This window comes from Leuconostoc gelidum subsp. gelidum KCTC 3527, assembly GCF_000166715.1.
Classification (GTDB): Bacteria; Bacillota; Bacilli; order Lactobacillales; family Lactobacillaceae; genus Leuconostoc; species Leuconostoc gelidum.
Genome location: NZ_AEMI01000037.1, coordinates 1 through 20,315, shown reverse-complemented (window position 1 = coordinate 20,315; position 20,315 = coordinate 1). Strand labels below are relative to the sequence as shown.

At 36.9% G+C, this 20,315-nt stretch carries 21 protein-coding genes and 1 tRNA gene; 17 read left to right on the top strand and 5 right to left on the bottom strand.

The annotated features are described in order from the left end of the window. Nucleotides 1–109 precede the first annotated feature (109 nt). From EUI_RS0109010 to EUI_RS0109000, 3 genes are all read left to right on the top strand, one after another. On the top strand, nt 110–1,501 hold the full coding sequence (locus EUI_RS0109010) for an amino acid permease (RefSeq protein ID WP_010687849.1): 1,392 nt from the start codon (nt 110–112) through the stop codon (nt 1,499–1,501). Between the two features lie 15 nt (nt 1,502–1,516). Then, nucleotides 1,517–2,446, top strand: coding sequence for a homocysteine S-methyltransferase (mmuM, locus tag EUI_RS0109005; RefSeq protein WP_010687848.1), 930 nt, complete (start codon nt 1,517–1,519; stop codon nt 2,444–2,446). A gap of 178 nt (nt 2,447–2,624) precedes the next feature. After that, the gene (locus tag EUI_RS0109000; protein ID WP_010687847.1) at nt 2,625–3,539 is read left to right on the top strand and encodes a methylenetetrahydrofolate reductase; all 915 of its coding nucleotides are present in this window, start codon (nt 2,625–2,627) and stop codon (nt 3,537–3,539) included. 189 nt (nt 3,540–3,728) lie between these two features. Here EUI_RS0109000 and EUI_RS0108995 read toward each other — a convergent pair whose 3' ends face one another. Continuing rightward, nucleotides 3,729–4,259, bottom strand: a complete 531-nt coding sequence (locus EUI_RS0108995; RefSeq protein ID WP_010687846.1) for an LURP-one-related/scramblase family protein — start codon at nt 4,257–4,259, stop codon at nt 3,729–3,731. A gap of 43 nt (nt 4,260–4,302) precedes the next feature. Between EUI_RS0108995 and EUI_RS0108990 the strand changes: the two genes are divergently transcribed. Both EUI_RS0108990 and pta read left to right on the top strand, forming a co-directional pair. After that, on the top strand, nt 4,303–4,962 hold the full coding sequence (locus EUI_RS0108990) for a uracil-DNA glycosylase (protein ID WP_010687845.1): 660 nt from the start codon (nt 4,303–4,305) through the stop codon (nt 4,960–4,962). Nucleotides 4,963–5,045: 83 nt separating this feature from the next. Further along, nucleotides 5,046–6,062: a phosphate acetyltransferase gene (gene pta / locus EUI_RS0108985; protein ID WP_331333962.1), complete on the top strand. Its 1,017-nt coding sequence runs from the start codon at nt 5,046–5,048 to the stop codon at nt 6,060–6,062. A 62-nt stretch (nt 6,063–6,124) separates the two neighbouring features. On the opposite strand, the gene EUI_RS0108980 is transcribed toward pta, so the two are convergent. The 3 genes from EUI_RS0108980 to EUI_RS0108965 form a co-directional block, all read right to left on the bottom strand. Then, nucleotides 6,125–6,346 (bottom strand): hypothetical protein, encoded by a 222-nt coding sequence (locus EUI_RS0108980; RefSeq protein ID WP_010687843.1) that lies wholly within the window; start codon nt 6,344–6,346, stop codon nt 6,125–6,127. 3 nt (nt 6,347–6,349) lie between these two features. After that, on the bottom strand, nt 6,350–8,146 hold the full coding sequence (locus EUI_RS0108975; RefSeq protein ID WP_010687842.1) for an ABC transporter ATP-binding protein: 1,797 nt from the start codon (nt 8,144–8,146) through the stop codon (nt 6,350–6,352). 483 nt (nt 8,147–8,629) lie between these two features. Continuing rightward, nucleotides 8,630–8,713, bottom strand: a tRNA-Leu gene (locus EUI_RS0108965). Between the two features lie 254 nt (nt 8,714–8,967). Here EUI_RS0108965 and serC point away from each other — a divergent pair. The 4 genes from serC to EUI_RS0108945 all read left to right on the top strand — a co-directional run bounded on the left by serC (nt 8,968) and on the right by EUI_RS0108945 (nt 12,567). Then, a complete protein-coding gene (serC, locus tag EUI_RS0108960) occupies nt 8,968–10,053 on the top strand; it encodes a 3-phosphoserine/phosphohydroxythreonine transaminase (RefSeq protein ID WP_187286552.1) in 1,086 nt (361 codons plus the stop codon). Further along, nucleotides 10,050–11,228, top strand: a complete 1,179-nt coding sequence (locus EUI_RS0108955) for a 3-phosphoglycerate dehydrogenase family protein (protein ID WP_010687839.1) — start codon at nt 10,050–10,052, stop codon at nt 11,226–11,228. The genes serC and EUI_RS0108955 overlap by 4 nt, the downstream gene beginning before the upstream one ends. A 15-nt stretch (nt 11,229–11,243) precedes the next feature. Next, complete coding sequence (locus EUI_RS0108950; RefSeq protein ID WP_010687838.1) at nt 11,244–11,729, top strand: phosphatidylglycerophosphatase A family protein; 486 nt, start codon at nt 11,244–11,246, stop codon at nt 11,727–11,729. A 115-nt stretch (nt 11,730–11,844) separates the two neighbouring features. Then, nucleotides 11,845–12,567 carry a YebC/PmpR family DNA-binding transcriptional regulator gene (locus tag EUI_RS0108945; RefSeq protein ID WP_010687837.1) on the top strand — a complete coding sequence of 241 codons (723 nt, stop codon included), beginning with the start codon at nt 11,845–11,847 and terminating at the stop codon, nt 12,565–12,567. Nucleotides 12,568–12,647: 80 nt separating this feature from the next. Here the strand turns inward: EUI_RS0108945 and EUI_RS0108940 are convergent, their stop codons facing one another. Next, nucleotides 12,648–13,094, bottom strand: coding sequence for a flavodoxin domain-containing protein (locus tag EUI_RS0108940; RefSeq protein ID WP_010687836.1), 447 nt, complete (start codon nt 13,092–13,094; stop codon nt 12,648–12,650). 268 nt (nt 13,095–13,362) lie between these two features. Here EUI_RS0108940 and larD point away from each other — a divergent pair, with 268 nt between their 5' ends. From larD to rplT, 8 genes are all read left to right on the top strand, one after another. Beyond that, nucleotides 13,363–14,082, top strand: a complete 720-nt coding sequence (gene larD, locus EUI_RS0108935; RefSeq protein WP_010687835.1) for a D/L-lactic acid transporter LarD — start codon at nt 13,363–13,365, stop codon at nt 14,080–14,082. Nucleotides 14,083–14,168: 86 nt separating this feature from the next. Beyond that, the gene (locus EUI_RS10915; RefSeq protein ID WP_010687834.1) at nt 14,169–14,291 is read left to right on the top strand and encodes a hypothetical protein; all 123 of its coding nucleotides are present in this window, start codon (nt 14,169–14,171) and stop codon (nt 14,289–14,291) included. Between the two features lie 339 nt (nt 14,292–14,630). After that, the gene (thrS, locus tag EUI_RS0108925; RefSeq protein WP_010687833.1) at nt 14,631–16,598 is read left to right on the top strand and encodes a threonine--tRNA ligase; all 1,968 of its coding nucleotides are present in this window, start codon (nt 14,631–14,633) and stop codon (nt 16,596–16,598) included. A gap of 82 nt (nt 16,599–16,680) precedes the next feature. Further along, a complete protein-coding gene (locus tag EUI_RS0108920; protein ID WP_010687832.1) occupies nt 16,681–18,054 on the top strand; it encodes an amino acid permease in 1,374 nt (457 codons plus the stop codon). An 82-nt stretch (nt 18,055–18,136) separates the two neighbouring features. After that, nucleotides 18,137–18,775, top strand: a complete 639-nt coding sequence (locus EUI_RS0108915; protein WP_010687831.1) for a DUF1361 domain-containing protein — start codon at nt 18,137–18,139, stop codon at nt 18,773–18,775. A gap of 157 nt (nt 18,776–18,932) precedes the next feature. Continuing rightward, entirely contained in the window at nt 18,933–19,472 is a 540-nt protein-coding gene (gene infC, locus EUI_RS0108910; RefSeq protein WP_049777074.1) for a translation initiation factor IF-3, read from the top strand. Between the two features lie 65 nt (nt 19,473–19,537). Then, nucleotides 19,538–19,735, top strand: a complete 198-nt coding sequence (rpmI, locus tag EUI_RS0108905; RefSeq protein ID WP_004900365.1) for a 50S ribosomal protein L35 — start codon at nt 19,538–19,540, stop codon at nt 19,733–19,735. A gap of 83 nt (nt 19,736–19,818) precedes the next feature. Then, nucleotides 19,819–20,238, top strand: a complete 420-nt coding sequence (gene rplT, locus EUI_RS0108900) for a 50S ribosomal protein L20 (RefSeq protein ID WP_010385428.1) — start codon at nt 19,819–19,821, stop codon at nt 20,236–20,238. Nucleotides 20,239–20,315 lie beyond the last annotated feature (77 nt).

Genomic DNA, 20,315 nt, shown 5'->3' with positions numbered 1-20,315 from the left:
TAACACGATAAGTCGTCCCGCAGTTTGATTAAGTTCAAACTGCGGGATTTTTTGTTTTTATCGGTATTTAGTTGTTGGTTATAATTAAATGAACTGGATCGAGGATAAAATGGCAGGGAAATTAAAACGTGCAATGACAGCACGACAAATACAAATGATTGGATTAGCCAGTGGTATTGGCACAGGATTATTTTTGTCATCTGCTTACACAATTCATACAGCAGGGGCTTTTGGTACAATTTTAGCGTATTCTGTGGGTGCAATTTTAGTCTATTTGGTGATGCTAAGTGTGGCTGAATTATCAATTGCGATGCCACAAACGGGTGCATTTCATTATCATGCACAAAAATTAATAGGGCCAGCCACTGGATTTTTCGTTGCTATTTCCTACTGGTTAACATGGACAATTGCCTTAGGGTCTGAATTTACAGCATCAGGTATTATTATGCAAAGATGGTTTCCAAATATTCCTGTGTGGGCGTTTTCCGGGGTATTTCTTGTTATTATTTTATTGAGTAATATATTTTCAGTTAAAATATTTGGTGAAAGTGAATATTGGTTAGCTGCTATTAAGGTTGTTGCCATAGTTGCATTTTTGATTGTTGGTGTATTGATCCTAACGGGTGTATTACATTCTAGCAAAACGCAAAATGTTGGCTTTCAAAACATTTTCAGTCATGGCGTTTTTCCAAATGGTATTGGCGCTGTATTTACAACAATGTTAGCAGTTAATTTCGCCTTTAGTGGTACCGAACTGATGGCCATTACGGCTGGCGAAGCTGCAGACCCAAGTCGTGCCATATCTAAAGCGATAAAAGCAGTTTGGTGGCGTCAAGTTATTTTCTTTATTGGTAGTATTACTATTTTGGCAGCAATTATTCCTTACGAAAAAGCGGCTGTTACTCAAAGTCCATTTGTCACAGTATTTAGTATGATTGGGATACCTTATGCCGCAGATATTATGAATTTTGTCATTTTAACCGGTATCATTTCAATGGCTAACTCAGGTCTATATGCTTCGACGCGTATGTTGTGGTCATTGAGTCATGAAGGATTAATTTCTGCCAAGTTTGAGAAAGTAAATGAAAATGGTATTCCAATCAGGGCTCTTTTGGCAAGTCTTGTGGGTGGTATTTTAGCTTTAGGGTCTAGTTTTATGGCTGCAGGGTCCTTATATCTTATATTAGTAGAAGTTTCAGGATTAGCAGTGGTATTCGTGTGGATAGCGATTAGTTGGTCGCACTATAAGTATTACCAACTACTAAAACGTGAAAATCGAACTCAAGAATTACGTTATCCAAAATGGGCCTATCCGATTTTACCACTAGCTGGATTTATTGGCTCATCGTTGTCAATTATTTTGGTTATTTTTGATCCTCAGCAACGGGCAGCGCTGTTATGGTCAGTACCATTTATAATTTTAGTGTATGGTTATTATTATTTAAAGTTTAAATGGTGGCCAAAGCGCCATTTGTCAACAGTAACAATGACCAAGAAATAAAGTAGGAGAACTGGCATGACAAAGTTTGAATCATATATTGAATCAGGAGTAGTTGTAATAGATGGTGGTATGGGTAGTGAACTTGAAAAACGACAGATCGATGTGAATAATAGTTGGTGGTCAGCCTCGGCATTGATTCAATCGCCAGAAGATATCTGTGATATTCATAAAAACTATTTTAATGCAGGGGCTTCGTTAGCGATTACTGATACCTATCAGGCGCATATAAAATCTTTTACGGATCAGGGATTAAGTGAAACAAAAGCATATGAACTCATAGATTCAGCTGTCAATTTAGCTAGGCATGGCCTTGAAAATTCTAATCGAAGTGATGGTTTAATCGCTGGATCCGTTGGACCTTATGGTGCTTATCTGGCAAATGGTGCTGAGTACACCGGTAATTATTATTTATCAGAATCTGAATTCCAAGCATTTCATCGGCCCCGTATTGCTCGTTTAATTGCTGATGGTGTAGATGTATTTGCCTTGGAGACGATGCCAAATTTTGAAGAAACTAAGGCCTTAGGCCACTTACTACAACAAGAGTTTCCGTCTGTTGATGCGTATCTATCGTTTGCCACAGAAAATGGCGATCATTTGTGGGACGGCACGCCACTATCAGAAGCGGTTACTTATTTTGAATCAATCAGCCAAATTAAAGCTATTGGTGTCAACTGCACATCGCCTCAAAATATTTTACCAGCTTTAAAAAACATCACACCAAATACGAGTAAGAAAATAATTGTTTATCCTAATGCTGGCGATGATTATGATCCAGAAACTAAACGTTGGGTTAGTCAACATGGACCAATTAAATGGGATGAATTAGTACCAATATGGCTAGCTGCCGGAGCTAGTTTAATTGGCGGTTGCTGCAGAACAAGTCCTGATGATATTAATGAAATAGCTCTGGCCATTATAAACACGAAACAATCATTTGTATAGTAATTCAAACATAAATTACTTTGAAGTCAAGAGAGGCGATGATGATAATTGATTTAAAAATATATTATGTATATAGTGATAAAATTACAATAAATATGCTCTTGAAAAATTGTGGCACAGAAGACGGTATTATGTTCTAATTTGACAGTTTGAAAACAATAATAATAAGGACGAGAATATGACTAAAATATCTAAAATATATCATACGAAGTCAGCACCAGTATTGTCATTTGAAATTTTTCCACCAAAAAAAGAGACCGACATTGAATTACTTTATCAAACATTGGATGAAGTTAACCCAAAAAAATTAGGCGTTGACTATATCAGTGTGACATATGGTGCCGGTGGATCAGGTGATAATACAAGGACACGAGATCTAGCACAATATATTCAAATGCATTTCGGTGTTACTGCACTGCATCATTTAACTGGTGTGAATCAAACACCAGAAAGGTTGCGAGATATTCTTTCAAAAATTGAACAAGCAGGCATTGAAAACATACTTGCTTTACGTGGTGATTTAGCAGATAAAACTTATGTTAATGTCAATTATCCCTATGCTAAAGACTTAATTTATGGTATTAAACAATTTAGTGGTTTTAATGTCGGGGCAGCAATTTACCCAGAAGGTCATATTGATAATCCAATTACCGGTATTAGTATGGCTGGCATTAAAGAAAAAATTGCGAGTGGGGCTGATTTTTTGATGTCTCAATTTTTCTTTGAAAATGATGTCTACTATAATATGCAAGAAGCATTAAAAAATAATTATATTAAAGTACCAGTGTCTGCTGGTGTGCTGCCAATCATTAGTAAAGCACAGGCTGAACGTATGGCACATATGATTGGGTCACCATTGCCGGCACGGTTGGTTAAAATTGTTCATAAATATGAAGATAATCCGGAAGATTTAAAAAAAGCAGGCATTGATTATGCGCTCGAACAAATTCAAGATTTATTAAATCATGGCGTAGACGGTATTCATTTATATGCTATGAACCAACCAAGCGTACTGAAAAACATGTTACCTATTATTAATCAAGAAATCAAAACCAAATGTTTTGTTGAAGATGGAATTATTGATCATGCATAATTAGCAATTAAAAAATCATCACTGTAATAGTGATGATGTGACAGTATCTTTTGGTAGCAGACAGCTAAAAATCAATTGCTATTAGAATAAATAATTGATAGGTTGGGTTTTCTAAGATTCAAGTTAAACAGGTTTTAGATGCTGTAAAGCAAAATAGTTTAACAACTTGTTACAATATGGAAATGATGGTTATGACGTCAACTCATACGGATCATTTTGTCCAGGAAGCCATTTTAGTTTTGTTAATGGATTAGATTTTGTCCCCCAAATGTCTAGTAAAGCAGCAATAGCAATGTGGACGGGTGTTTGAGAATCAAATGTGATTTTAAGTTGAGTATAAATACCATCTTGGCGTAACTCGGGCTTGACACTGAGTAATTTTTTGGTATTATGAGTGGTGATGTAGCGACCAGCAATAAAATTACCCGATATTAACCAGCCGAGATGACGAATGTAGACAATGTCACCTAAATGGCCTAGTGTAAAACTAATTGAGCCAACGATATGACCACGGTATTTTAACGAAAAACGTGGTAATATACCAAATGATGTCTGCTCTATACGGACAAGCACGTTACCGGACATATCTTGAACTTGTAATTCGTCGTGCTTTTTACCTGTTCGACCAGATACTAAATAGCTCGCTTGAAAATTTTCGTCAAACACGATGTTTACGCCGTCGTCTATGCTGTGTCTTTGTCGGAGATAGTATTTTGTCATAATCGCCTCTTGACACTAATTTTACCACGAAAGAAGATTAAATATGCCACTATCGCATACAACCTGGGCCCCATATGTTAAAGAAAAGCTAACAAATGGTCAAATCAAAGATATTCAGTACTTTTTGGATACTATCTATCAAACTGATACCATTTTTCCACCACGTGATCAGGTATTTTCGGCGCTAGTTGCGACGCCATTAACAAACACTAAAGTGATTATCATGGGACAAGATCCTTATCATGAAGTTGATCAAGCACAAGGTTTAAGTTTTTCGGTTCCTGACGATATATTGGCACCACCATCGTTACGTAATATTTTAAAGGAATTGGCTACAGACATTGGTGAACGTCGATCTCATGATTTAACTTCATGGACAACACAAGGGGTACTTCTACTAAACGCTGTTCTAACTGTGCCAAAAGGGCGTGCAAATGCGCACGCTGGACAGGTCTGGGAACCATTAACTGATGCTATTATTCAAATTGCATCTGAGGATAATGCACCGAAAGTGTTTATTCTGTGGGGGAAATATGCACAGTCGAAGCGACGGTTGATTGATGAATCAAAACATTTAGTTCTGATGGCAGTGCATCCCAGTCCCTTATCAGCATATCGTGGTTTTTTTGGTAGCCAACCTTTCTCGCAAGCGAATGCCTTTTTAAAGACAAATGGGCGAGCGCCCGTTGATTGGTTAAATTGAGTGAAATAAATCACAAAAAATGATGAAACCACAGACAAATACTAATTGTTCTGTTACAATGAACTTGTAAATTAAATTAAAAAATGTTTGTTAAAAACGTTGGAGGAAGTATCTTGGTTGAATTATTTGAACAATTAAAGCAAAAAATAAGTGGACAAAATAAAGTGATCGTTTTCCCTGAAGGTGAAGATGCGCGCATTCAAGGTGCGGCTGTCAGACTAGCTAATGAAGGTTTAATTAAGCCAATTTTGTTGGGAAATGAAAATGCCATAAATGCCACTGCCACTGAATATCATTATGATTTGTCGAACGTATCAGTGATTGATCCATTAAACTATGATGTGAATGCTTTAGCAAAATTAAATGCATCATTAGTAGAACGACGTAAAGGCAAGACTGATGCTGAAACAGCCGAAAAATGGTTGCAAGATGTCAATTATTTTGGCACAATGTTGGTGTATACTGGTAAAGCGGATGGCATGGTTTCAGGGGCAACACATCCGACTGGTGATACGGTCAGACCAGCATTGCAAATCATCAAGACAGCACCAGGCTCATCACGTATTTCAGGTGCTTTTATCATGCAAAAAGGTGATGAACGGTATGTTTTTTCGGATGCTGCAATCAATATTAATGTTGATGCATCAGCAATGGCGGAAATTGCGATTCAATCAGCACAAACGGCTAAGGTATTTGATATTGAACCCAAAGTTGCTATGCTATCATTTTCAACTAAGGGTTCAGCCAAATCACCATTGGTTGATAAGGTAGTTGAAGCAACTAAATTAGCTAAAGAAATGGCACCAGAATTAGCCAATCAAATTGACGGTGAATTACAATTTGATGCTGCATTCGTTCCAAGTGTCGGCATTGCCAAAGCACCAGAATCAAATGTTGCAGGGCATGCTAATACATTTATTTTTCCAAGTTTAGAATCAGGTAATATTGGTTATAAAATCGCTCAGCGCTTAGGTGGGTATGAGGCAATTGGGCCTATTTTGCAAGGGTTAGCTAAGCCCGTATCTGATTTATCACGTGGTGCTAATGAAGAAGATGTTTATAAAGTAGCCATTATTACTGCGGCGCAAGCATTATCATAAATAAACTTATGACAGTCTAACAAAATAAGAAGCAGTATACAATATATGTTGTATACTGCTTCTTATTTTGTTATTTTAGCAGACTTATGTCGGTTATGATCGGTAATAGTTGCAAAAGTGTTGTCTTTCAAATCAGCTATTAGGTTTTCAGCAGTATGGTCATTTAAATCAAAGTGATGATCACCAATTGTTAATATATATCGGTCAGCCATATCATAAAATTTAAGTGAAGCCATCCGTGAGTTGTATGTTGCCATTAAGTTAAAAAGTTCTTTTTTTGTCATTTTTCATTCAAATTGTGCATCATATAGATGCCTATAAATACCATTATCAGCCAGAAGGCTTTGGTGTGTGCCTATTTCTGCGACTTGCCCCGCATTCATTACAATAATTTGATCTGCTTTGTGGATTGTACTCAGGCGATGTGCAATCACAACTGCAGTTTTTGCGACCATTAAATTATCTAATGCATGTTGAATTGCTTTTTCAGATTCATTATCTAATGCAGCAGTGGCTTCGTCTAGAATCACGATAGGCGCATTTTTTAATAGGGCGCGTGCAATAGATAGACGCTGTTTTTGTCCGCCAGATAGTTTGACACCGCGTTCACCAACCTCGGTATTTAATTGATGTGGTAATTGTCTGATAAAATCAGCAATATCAGCCTGTTGCGCTGCTTGCCAAATGTGATTTTGGGTAACATTTTCGGTACCATATGTAATGTTATCAGCTATAGTGCCGTCAACAATTGTAACGTCTTGACTAACTACGGCAATATTTTGACGTAAGTTGGATAGATTGAAATCCTTAATATCTATACCGTCAAATGTAATGTTACCGGCTGAACGATCATACATACGAGTGAGTAGTTTAGTAATAGTTGATTTGCCTGAACCGGAACGACCAACTAAGGCTGTTGTTTTACCACTTGGTATGGTTAAAGAAACATGATTTAAAGCAGGTTTAGTTTCCACATCGTATTCAAATGTCACCTGTTGTAAGCTGATACCTGTTTTTAAAGGATTAGGAAAAATTACCGGGTCTTGTATTTCAAGAATGCTTGGATAGTAACTTAAAATATTTTTAATACGATCGTATGAGACTTGTGCGGTTTGAAAAACGTTCATTAACATAGAAAATGATCGAATGGGATCTTGTAGCATAGCGACATAAGCAGTATAGGCGACTAAATCACCGATAGTCATGGTACCACGCATAACAAATAATGAACCAAATAATAACACAATTGCTGTACCAGCTGTGTTAATTAGTGTGATTAAAGGTTGGAAAATGGCTTGCCATTTGGTAGCTGTTAAGGAATAATTGTTTGATTCGTTAGCAATGGCTTTAAATTTGTCTGTTTCTGAATTTTCTGATGTATAGGATTTGATTAATTCAATTTCTGTAAGCGTCGCTTGTAGCTGATTATTGATTTTACTTTGTGCATAACGTACATTTGAATAAGATTCACGAATACGGCTACGGAAAAATCGAATAGTGACAAATAAAATTGGGAACGTTATTGAGACAAGCAAGGCTAAGTGCCAGTTCTGAAAAAATAAGAAAGTTAAAACACCAATAAAGGTGAAAATATTACCAATAATACTAAATGTATTGGAACTAATTAACATTTGAAGATTACTGATATCACTGGTTAATCGAACCATTAAATCACCGGTTTTCGTATCTTGAAAAAAAGCATAATCTTGTTTAAGTATGTAATTATACGTTTCAATACGTAAATCCGTAATGGCGCGTTGTGATAAAATTTGCATCATATAGGTAGAAAAAAATGTGATTGTGCCAAGAATCAGAGTAGTTATGAGTAACCAAACAATGTTACTGTATAGTGCATATTGATTATTTTGAGGTAACGCATGGTCAATAATGTTTTTTGTGAATTGTGGCACCATAAAATTCAACCCTGCCATAATAGTCAGTAAAAAGACATTTAATAGGACAAGGCCACGGCGCTTTAAAACAGATCCAAAAACAAAACGGATCATTTCACCGATAGTGGAATTTGATTTTGAAAGCTGTTCTTTGATTTCGGACGGGCTCATACGGCTATTTGAGTTATTCATAATGTTTTATTATACGCTACATTGTGCCAAGTCTGAAAAAAATATTGTATATACAGAATTATGAATTTACCAATGACGTAAATTGGTTGTAATCGTATAAATACCATAAAGTAATAAACTAATTAAATAGAGCCAACTAATCATGCGCCACCATTTAATGTGAAGTTGAGGTTTAGAACGCCGCATATGATGGACCTCCCCATGTCGTTATTATTTAAATTTAATATAACGCATTTATATGACGACTATGTAACAATATCAGCACGTTAAGAAAATGATACACTTTTTTATAAATTCTTACAAAAAACAATTAACTATTTACGCTGTGGTAGTTAGTTTTGTAGCCCCTTTGTAGCACTAAATAAAAAACAACCCACTTTCAATGCTTTCAAACAGCTTACGAAATAAGCTGCTAACGTTGATACACCAACGTTTACAAACAAAAAAGCTGTCCTACCAACAACGTTGATAAAACAGCAAATATGCCGCTGACAGGAATCGAACCTGCACGAGATTGCTCTCATATCGACCTGAACGGTACGCGTCTGCCAGTTCCGCCACAGCGGCAATATACGCTTTATTATACTAGATTTTTTTGTAAAATAAAAGATTGACTTTCAATGCCAATATAGTAATATATAAAATAATGGGATTAAAAAGACTAATGTTAAGTTTTTTGAGTATTTTTAGACTTTTTAAACTGTATTTGTTAGCTTATATACCAAAAATTACGTTTATCAAATTAGAGGTATTCGTAAAATATACATGAGTATCTTGTTGTTGAACACAAAATGGAGGGTGTGCAAACGCACAAAATCATGATGACAACTTATAATTTTTCTGCTGGACCAGGTGTTATGCCAGAAGAGGTCATAACACAAATTAAACAGGAGTTTGAAAAAAACGAACAGACCCATATGAGTATTATTGAAATATCTCATCGTTCCAAACAATTTCAAACAATTGTGACTGATGCTGAAAATAAATTGCGTCAATTAATGCATATTTCGGATGAGTATGCTGTTGTCTTTTTACAAGGTGGCGGGTCCACTCAATTTGAAATGATCCCATTAAATTTCGCAACAAATCACCATGAAATTGCCTTACTAGATTCAGGTAACTTTGCTCAAAAAGCTGCGGAAGCAGCTAGAGAGCTTGGTAATAAAGTAACAACATTAAATAGTACAAAAAACATACATTATCAAAAGCTGCCACCTTTACCTGATGATTTTGATCCAATGACTTACGATTATTTACATATTGTGACCAACAATACGATTGAGGGCGTAACTTTCCACCAAAATAATTTACCCAAAACAACTGGACGTCTCGTTGCTGATATGAGTTCAAATATATTAGCAGAACCATATAATATATCAGATTTTGATGCAATTTTTGCTGGCGGTCAAAAAAATCTGGGCCCAGCAGGCGTCACTGTCGCAATCATTAAAAAATCTTGGTTGGCAGAACAAGATGTCACTGGGGTTGGTCCGATGATGCGTTATCAAAATCATATTGATAAACAGTCAATGTATAATACATCACCTGTTTTTGCAATATACGCTTTAAATTTGGTGCTCGATTGGGTCATACAACAAGGTGGCGTGACTGAAATGTATCGTCGCAATTTGGAAAAATCAAAACGTCTTTATGCTTATCTTGATCAGTCAGAATTCTATACTGCACCAGTGGAAGCGAGTGCGCGTTCTCTGACAAATATTGTTTTTACGACAGGTGATCTTGAAAAAGATAAGGTTATTGCTAAGCAAGCGACTGAAGAAGGTTTGTTTAATCTTAGCGGGCATCGTTCAGTCGGTGGTTTTAGAGCATCATTATATAACGCACAACCGATGTCGGCTGTAGATGCGTTGATTGCATTTTTGCAGAAAGTAGAACAACAAGCATGACAACGATCAAAACTTATAATGCGATTAGTACCATAGGATTAGATTATTTAAAGCAACATGATTATGAGATTAATACAAATGATAATCCAAAAGGGATACTTTTGAGATCTCAAAATCTGCATAATGAAGAAATTGCCGCCAGTGTACGAGCCGTTGTACGAGCAGGTGCTGGATTCAATAATATTCCAGTAGATGACTTATCAAAGCGCGGCGTGGTTGTGTTTAACACACCTGGCGGCAATGCAAACGCGGTTAAAGAGTTAACACTAGCATCATTAATTTTAGCGGCACGGCCGGTTATTGGGGCAATTGGCTTTGCTAATGAAACACGTGGTGGTGACGTATCTTTACGTACAGAGGTGAGCAAGGGTGGCTATCGTGGCACTGAGTTAGCTGGGAAAACGCTAGGGGTTATTGGTTTAGGAAATGTCGGTTCAAAGGTAGCTAATACTGCTTTAGCACTAGATATGGATGTTATTGGCTATGACCCTGGGCTAAATGCTAACACAGCCTGGCGAATTGATCGGCACATTTTGCACGCTAAAAATGTGCAAGAGGTCTTACAAAAAGCTGATTATATAACAGTGCATATTCCGTTAACTGATAAAAATAAGTTTTTTATTGATAGTGATAGTATTGCACTTATGAAACCAACAGCTGCCTTATTAAATTTTTCGCGCAATGGCATTGTTAATGACTTGGCAGCAAAAGCAGCGTTAGATAATGATAAACTACGGGTCTATATCACAGATTTTGCTGATGAAGCATTATTTGATCATCCAAAAGTCATCATCACACCACATATTGGTGGTTCAACGGTTGAAGCAGAAGATACAAGTGCCTTAATGGCGGCACGCCAGTTAGACGAGTATTTGACAACTGGTAATATTATCAATTCAGTCAATTACCCAGACATCGATGAACCATTTACAACAAAATACCGTGTTGGTATTATTCATGAGAATGTCCCAAATATGATTAGTCAAATTTCAAAGTTTTTTGGTGATAATGATATTAATATTGAGCAATTGAGTAATCGCGCAGTAGGTGCATACGCGTATACGTTAGTAGCGATAAATAACTTTAGTGATGCCCAGCAAGAATATGTTAAAACGGCATTAGACGAAATTCCGCATGTTATTTTGACTCGTCGCTACGTCAATGAAAACTACTAAGGAGGGTAATCATAAATGAAAGATTTACAGGAATCAGGGATTACAAAATTATCTCAACGTGGTGTTAGTATCAACGATATAGCTGAAGGCGCACGTACTTTTTTAATAGAAAAATATCATGATGCCGTTGATGAGACGCTATTAAATACAGCTATTTCACGTGTATTACACAAAGATGAAGTGGCAGATATTATATTAACGGCGTTGTATTTAGATGAACAAGCAGAAAACATGCCTGACACGCAGCCACTCAAAGCACGTTTACAGCGCGACGCGAACGGGCACAATGTTGATGAAATATTGGCAATTGCAATTACACAACAGTTCTCAGCAGCTGCAACAGTCCACTATGGTTTACTAGATGATCTCAAGCCAGGTTTGATTGGTATTATTAATGATAAAACCGATAGTATTAATGTTTATTTAGATGATATATTGGCAGCTTTGATTGCCAGTTCAGCGATGCTTTACTTAGAATTATTGGGTGGCAATACTTATTAAAAAATATTAATACCATGAGTGCATAAAAACGTGACTTACTACTTTAAAAACTGGTAAGGTAAGCGTTTTTTTGATAGAATTAAAGGCACAGTAATAATTTCAAGGAGATGTTAAAATGTCAGGACATAGTAAATGGCATAACATACAAGGCCGTAAAAACGCCCAAGATGCTAAGCGTGGTAAAATTTTTCAAAAGTTAGCACATGATTTGTACGTTGCAGCTAAGGCTGGTGGTGCAGATACAGATATGAATGCATCACTACGGCTGGTTGTTGAAAAAGCTAAGTCAGCTAATATGCCAAAAGATAATATTCAGCGTGCGTTGGATAAAGCTTCAGGTGCTGGTGGTCAAAAATTTGAAGAAGTAACTTACGAAGGCTACGGTACGGCTGGTGTTGCCGTGTTAGTTGAAACATCAACGGATAATATTAATCGGACGGTATCAAGTATTCGCAATTCGTTTAAACACTTTGGTGGTGCTTTAGGAACTTCGGGTTCAGTCGCTTTTCAGTTTGATCGTAAAGGTTATTTGGCTATTGATCGAGAAATGTTTCCTGAATTAGATGAGGACACTGTTCTAGAATCCGCACTGGAAGCGGGTGCTGAAGATGTGCAAACGCAAGATGCAGTTTTTGAAATTTATACGGCACCAAATGACTTTCAAACTATTGAAGGTACTTTGGGTGAAGCAGGCTATGTTTTTGATGAAGCTGAAGTGACTATGATTGCTCAAAATCCCATGATTATTTCTGATGAAGATCGTGAAAAGTTAGAGCAATTAATAGATGAATTAGAAGAAAATGAAGATGTCTTAGCTGTATATACAACAGCTGACTAATAAATTGATTTATACAAAAACACATCCCTGAATGACTGTCTATTGACAAACATTTTGTTCATGAGATGTGTTTTTTTGAATTAATTTTGAGCTTTTTGAATTAATTTTGTTACAAATGCGTTTAATGTGACTGTATCTTCATCGTCTGGTCTGAGATTTATTTTAATGCCATCTGCCCCCTTAATACCATGTGTTTTGGCAAATTGTACTTCAAATTTTGGTACTGCTAGTCCAAAATCAGACATATAATATATATCACCTGATCCAGCAACGCCGTAAACGACACCACTTAAATCTGCCTGAGCTAAGTCATCAAAAAAATCAAGACCCTCGTCAGGCAAAGAACCATTGTCGTACGTATAAGGTACGATAACAGCAATATTCGTGTGCTCGAGTTCATCAACTTCAGTTTGTGATATTTCTGTTTTTTTTACGTTGATGCCAGCAGTTTTGAAAGCTGAAACGATAATATCGGCAACATCTTCATTATTACCGGTGATTGTTGCATATACGACGTGTGCATCCATGATTAATATGAGTTATGCTAGTATACCTTCAAATTATGCGTATAATAGACATATTTCCTCCATTTATATTTTATAGTTATAATTATAAAGACTTTACAGATAATTGCACCCATTGTTTTCGTGAAATAATGCACGAATATGACGATTTGTTGACAAAATGAAAAAAGAGCTTTACACCACCCGTTTATGGCCTTACTATAAAGACTGGAAATTAAATGTAAAAAACCGCGACTACTTGATAGATTTGCGACCGCTTAGGAGATTACAAATGATACACCAGTTGTTGGCCGAATTTATGGGCACTGCTCTAATGATTATTTTTGGCGTTGGCGTTCACGCTGATGAGGTTTTGAACCGAACGAAATTTCACGGTTCGGGTCATATTTTTGCCATTACAACCTGGGGATTTGGTATCTCTATTGTGTTGTTTGTCTTTGGCGATGTTTTTATCAACCCAGCTATGGCTATGGCACAGCTTGTACTTGGAAAAATTGATCTGATATATTTTCTAACAGTCAGTGTTGTTGAAGTACTTGGTGGTATCGTGGGCTCTTTGATTGTTTACGTAATGTATGCTGATCAGTTTAAACTATCAGAAAAAGATATTGATCCCGTTATCGTACGAAATATATTTTCAACTGCACCAGCAATTCGTAACTTACCACGTAACTTTTTTGTTGAAGCGTTTGCAACCTTTGTATTTTTAACGAGTATTATGGCTATCTCAGCTCGAGCTGGAAACGTACCTGGTATGGTGCCGTTATCAGTTGGTTTCTTAGTATGGGCTGTGGGTATGGGTATGGGTGGTACGACTGGATTTGCGATGAATTTAGCAAGAGATATGGGACCACGGTTAGCCTATACAATTTTACCTTGGAAAAATCGCGCATCGTCTGATTTTAAATATGGATTACTTGTTCCAGGCATTGCCCCTTTTGTAGGTGCAATAGTTGCAGCTTTATTTTCAAAATATTACTTAGGCCTTTAATGACATGTTCTTGGTTTTAAAAGCGAACTTGTTATTTTTAATTGTTCAGTTATAATAAAATTATCAATTTTAAAGAGGAAAAAATTATGACACTGACACGGGAACAATATAATGCTTTAAAAATGGCGTTTGATAATGGTATTTTAGATCATGATGATCTTGCCAAGGATGCGCTTGAGATTTTATTACTAGCAGTAGCGCCAAAGTAACTGTTGCATAAACGAAAAAACAGTGTTAAAATTATTTTCAGTAACGTTGATAAGGACAACTCAAGTGTACATATGATAAAGAGAGCTCATGTTTGGTGAAAATGGGTGATTTGTGCGTGAGAGACTACCTTTGAGTGGTGGTTGAGTAAGTAATGAAAAACATCCGGGTGACACCGATAGCTGTCATTTAAGTAGCATGGTTAAACATGTTAAACTTGGGTGGTACCACGGTGAAACGTCCCTTTAAGTCTATTGACTTAGAGGGACGTTTTTGTTTTTATCATCACATAGTTAACTTGAATTCAAAACTTGTTACAAAATTTGAAAGGAATAATAAATATGTCAGCACTTAATCTTACATTCCCAGATGGGGCAGTGAAAGTCTTTCCCGATGGAACAAAACCAATTGAGGTTGCTCAGAGTATCTCAAAATCTCTAGCTAAAAAATCAGTATCAGCTAAACTAAACGATGCATATGTTGGTATGAATGATATTATCCCAGAATCTGGTAATTTTCAGTTAATTACCACAAATGATGCTGAAGCGCTAGCTTTATTACGTCATGCAACATCACATCTCTTGGCACAAGCTTTGAAACGGATGCCAAAGTTTGCCAATATGCATTTTGGCGTAGGACCTTTCATCGATAATGGATTTTATTATGATACAGACAATGGTGCAGGAAATCAGGTTTCAGTAGAAGATTTTTCTGAAATTGAAGCAATGATGCATAAAATTGTTAAAGAAGATTTACCAATAATATCACGTCAAATTACACGTGCAGAAGCGTTGGAAATGTTTGCGACAGATCCATACAAAATGGCATTGATTACGGATTTACCCGAAGATGAAATTCTAACAATTGCTATACAAGGCGATCATATTGAATTGGACAAAGGTGGCTTAGTCCCATCAACTGGTTGGATTAAACATTTTAAATTAACATCCGTTGCTGGTGCTTATTGGCGTGGTAAATCATCTAATCCAATGATGCAACGCATATATGGTATCTCGGAATGGAAGCAAGCAGACGTTGATGCTGAAGTAACACGCCGTGAAGAAGCTAAAGAACGCGATCATCGCACAATTGGTCGTGATTTAGACTTGTTTTTTACAAGTCAAGAAGTTGGCTCTGGATTGCCAGTCTGGCTACCAAATGGGGCAACGATTCGGCGTCAAGTTGAACGTTATATTACTGACAAAGAATTAGCCAATGGCTATCAACATGTCTATACACCTGTATTATCAAACTTAAATTTGTATAAAACTTCTGGACATTGGGATCATTACCGTGAAGATATGTTTCCGCCAATGGATATGGGAGATGGTGAGTTTTTAGAGCTGCGTCCTATGAATTGCCCATCACATATTATGGTATTCAAGCACAAGCCACGTTCGTACCGTGAATTACCAATTCGCATTGCTGAACTTGGCATGATGCATCGTTATGAGAAGTCTGGCGCATTAACTGGTCTATCACGTGTACGTGAAATGACGTTGAATGATGGCCACACATTCGTTGATCCAGAAAAAATTGAAGAAGAATTTAAGTCCATTTTGACAATGATGATGGCCGTTTATCGTGATTTTAACATCACAGATTATCGCTTTCGATTATCATACCGCGATCCTAAAAATACTGAAAAGTATTTTGATGATGACGAAATGTGGGAAAAGTCACAAGCACAACTCAAACGTGCAATGGATGATCTTAAATTAGATTATTACGAAGCTGAGGGTGAAGCTGCTTTCTACGGTCCAAAGCTGGATGTGCAAACGAAGACAGCCTTGGGTAATGAAGAAACAATGTCGACAATTCAGTTAGACTTTTTGTTGCCTGAACGTTTTGATTTGACATATATTGGTGCCGATGGGCAAGATAATCATCGGCCAGTGATGCTACATCGTGGCATTGTAGGCACAATGGAACGTTTTACGGCATATCTGATCGAAATGTATAAAGGTGCTTTTCCAACCTGGTTGTCACCATTGCAAGTGCAAATCATTCCTGTCAATCTTGGTGCGCATGGTGAGTATGCCGATGGTATCCAAAAAAAGTTGCAGTCTGCGGGCTTGCGGGCTAATGTAGAAACCAAGGAAGCTAAGTTGGGTTACTTGATTCGTGAAGCGCAAACTAACAAGATTCCATACACACTAGTATTAGGTGATTCTGAAGTTGAGGCTCAGACAGTGACAGTACGTAAGTATGGTGAAGAAAAGACACAAACAATGTCATTTATTGATTTTCAAATGGCTATTTTAGCAGATGTTGCACGTTATTCACGTACAACAGAGACACATGAATAAAGTTAATAGAAGTCGCTAATATATGTTAGCGACTTTGTACATACAGATTGTATATGTTTGAAACAGGGGGATAAATATTTTTATGGTAGAAACAACGGAAGATGGTAATAAACCGCCAAAACGCGGATTACAAAATCGTCATGTGCAATTAATTGCTATTGGTGGCACGATCGGAACAGGACTCTTTATGGGTGCTGGTAATTCAATTCATTATGCTGGACCTATTATTTTATTGGTATACTTAATTGTTGGATTATTCATGTTTGTTATGATGCGGGCTATTGGCGAACTATTGTATGCTGATCCAAAGCAGCATACATTTATTACGTTTATTACTAGGTATGTTGGCAATCGCGCAGGTTTTTTTGCACGATGGTCCTATTGGTTGACGGTTGTATTCATGGGTATGGCTGAATTAACCGCAGTGGCCAAATATGTCCAATATTGGTTACCAGGACTACCAAGTTGGTTGATCCAAATTAGCATGTTGATTATCCTAACATGCGTCAATTTAGTCGCTGTAGCATTATATGGCGAAACGGAATTCTGGTTCTCAATGATTAAAATTGTCGCTATTTTAGCTTTAATTGCTACGGGTATTATTTTAGCATTAACAGGGTTCAAAACACCTGTAGGGGATGTGTCATTTAGTAATGTTTTTCACCACTTTTCATTTTTTCCAAATGGTTTTGGAAATTTTATTAATGCTTTCCAAATGGTCATGTTTGCCTTTGTCGGTATGGAATTTATAGGAATGACCGTAGCAGAAACAGATAATCCACGCGAAGTTTTACCTAAGGCGATTAATCAAATACCTTGGCGGATATTATTTTTCTACTTAGGGGCATTGTTTATTATTATGACGATCTATCCTTGGCAAAAAATTCCTGCTGATCAAAGCCCTTTTGTGATGGTTTTTGAGCTAGTTGGGATTAAATGGGCGGCAGCATTAGTTAACTTTGTTGTTCTTACAAGTGCTGCATCGGCGCTGAATTCCGTATTATTTAGTGCGAGCCGTAATTTTTATGCTTTATCATTCCAATCAAAAGCACGTTTCTTACAGCCATTTAGAAAAATGTCTAAAACACAATTACCACTCAACGCGGTTTTGTTTACATCTTTGATGATAGCCTTTTCGGCAGTTATTTCTGTTATACCTGCGATTACAAATGCATTTAGTTTTGTCACGAGTGCTTCAACAGATTTGTTTTTGATGATTTATGTCTTAACGTTAATCGCGTATATGAACTACCGTAAATCAAATGATTACATGCATGATGGTTTTTTGGTTATTGCACCTAAAACATTAGTACCACTCGCAATCATATTTTTTATTTTTGTCTTTATTACGCTATTTTTCAACCCAGATTCACGTATACCAGCTATTGGTTCAACGATTTGGTTAGTTATATTTGGCCTGATTTCATGGTGGCAACCAAAAAAAGCCATCAGGTAAAACTATTAACTGTTCAATTGAAGATGTTGAACAGTTTTTATTTGGTATGCTACACTAGAAATATTGCAGAAGGGAATAGTATATGCGCGACAAAGGTTTAAATATAACAATTATTCATGTCATGATTTTTTTGTTTTTCTTGTTTGTTTACGTGGCACCAACCCATTTTACATTTTTAAATTGGAATGTTTTCTTATCATTATTGCCTTTTGATTTTGCATTAGTTGTGGCAACGACACATTTTAAAAGTGTTAAATCTATTTTTCTTGTATTATGGTTACTTTTTTTTCCAAATACAATGTATATGATGACAGATTTTATACATTTAAATGCCATTGGCACAGACTTGAATCAAGCGGCGCAATACTTTAATTATGCTATATTAGCAACAGGAATTTTTATAGGCGTTGGTTTAGGTATCTTAAGTTTAGAAATTATAGCACAAGCCCTATTTAAAAATCACGCTCACATTATTTATTTTATTGTTACGGCACTTGTGTCGCTATTATCAGCGATTGGTATTTATCTTGGCCGCTATTTGCGATTAAATTCATGGGATATGTTCACTAACTTTAGTGATGTCATTCAAAATATTGTATCGTCTGTGGGTTATCACATGGTAACATTTGTGATCCTGTTTGCGGGTGCACAATTTGCAATACTTGTCATTTTCCACTATGGCGTGCGATTGATAAACATAAACTTGTCAGTAGAAAAGTAATGTGGTAGAATAGTATATGTTGAACAAGTAGGAGCACCCGCTTCTCGCCAAGTGACCAAGTTGCTTGGCAGATACAGTTATCCGAGATGGATCGCAAGTGTTGAAGTGGGTAAAGATTAGGTTCTTTATCCACTTTTCTTCTTGATTCACAAAATAAATTTGGAGGTGTCTGACAATAGCACGTCAACCAAGACAAGTTGATTTAATCAACGATAATATTCGGGCATCGCGCGTACTACTTATCCATGAGGGTAAGCAAACAGAAATGTCTACGCGAGATGCACAACAAATTGCAAACGATTCAAACCAAGATTTGGTATTGGTACAAGCTAACGCTGAGCCACCAGTTGCCAAAATCATGGATTGGGGAAAAGCGAAGTTCGAAGCACAAAAGAAACAAAAAGAACAGCGTAAAAACCAAAAAATCGTTCAAGTTAAAGAAGTTCGCATGTCGCCGGTTATTGATTCGGGCGATTTCGAAACGCGTAAAAAAGCTGCTATCAAATTCCTTGGACAAGGAAATAAGGTTAAGCTGAATTTACGCTTTCGTGGTCGTATGATTACGCACCAAGACATCGGACGTCAAGTATTAGACCGTATGGCCGCAGAGCTTAACGACATTGCTAAGGTTGAGCAACGTGCCAAGATGGACGGCCGACAGATGTTTTTGGTCTTGGCACCTAGAGATGCCAAGTAATGAAGGGTTTAGTTGCTTAATTGCATGCTTAAACAAAAAAATCACACAGTAGGAGAATTAGTCACATGCCAAAGATGAAAACACACCGCGCATCAGCAAAGCGCTTTAAGAAGACAGCCAACGGTGGTTTGAAGTCAGCCTCAGCTTATACTTCACACCGTTTCCATGGTAAGACAAAGAAGCAACGTCGCCAATTGCGTGGTACACGCATGATGGATTCAACGACTGTTAAAACATACGCTAAGATGCTGTCAAACATCTAATTCGCGTTGCGATAGTTCATCTATCTATATTTTGGATTTAAAATCCAGTAATTTATTTTTTAGAATTCTAGGAGGAATTACCCATGCGAGTTAAGGGTGGTACAGTTTCACGCGCACGTCGTAAGAAGATTGTTAAGTTAGCCAAGGGTTACCGTGGTCAACGTCGTATTAATTTCAAGGTTGCTAAGCAACAAGTATGGAAGTCATATTTGTATGCATACCGTGATCGTAAGAACACAAAACGTAACTTCCGTAAGTTATGGATTGCTCGTATCAATGCAGCAGCCCGTATGAACGGTTTGTCATATTCTAAGTTGATGCATGGTTTGACACTTGCAGGTGTTGAATTGAATCGTAAAATGTTAGCTGATATTGCTGTGACTGATTTTGATACATTTTCAAAGTTAGCAGACCAAGCAAAATCTGCATTAGCAGCTGATAATGTTTTGGTACAAGAACGTGTAGCCGCAACATTGGAAACGACTGTTAAGGTTGATCGTTAATACCTATTCATATTAAAAAGTCCGAAAATCTGTCTGAGATTTTCGGAACTTTTAATTATGATAGGTTAAAAGTAGCT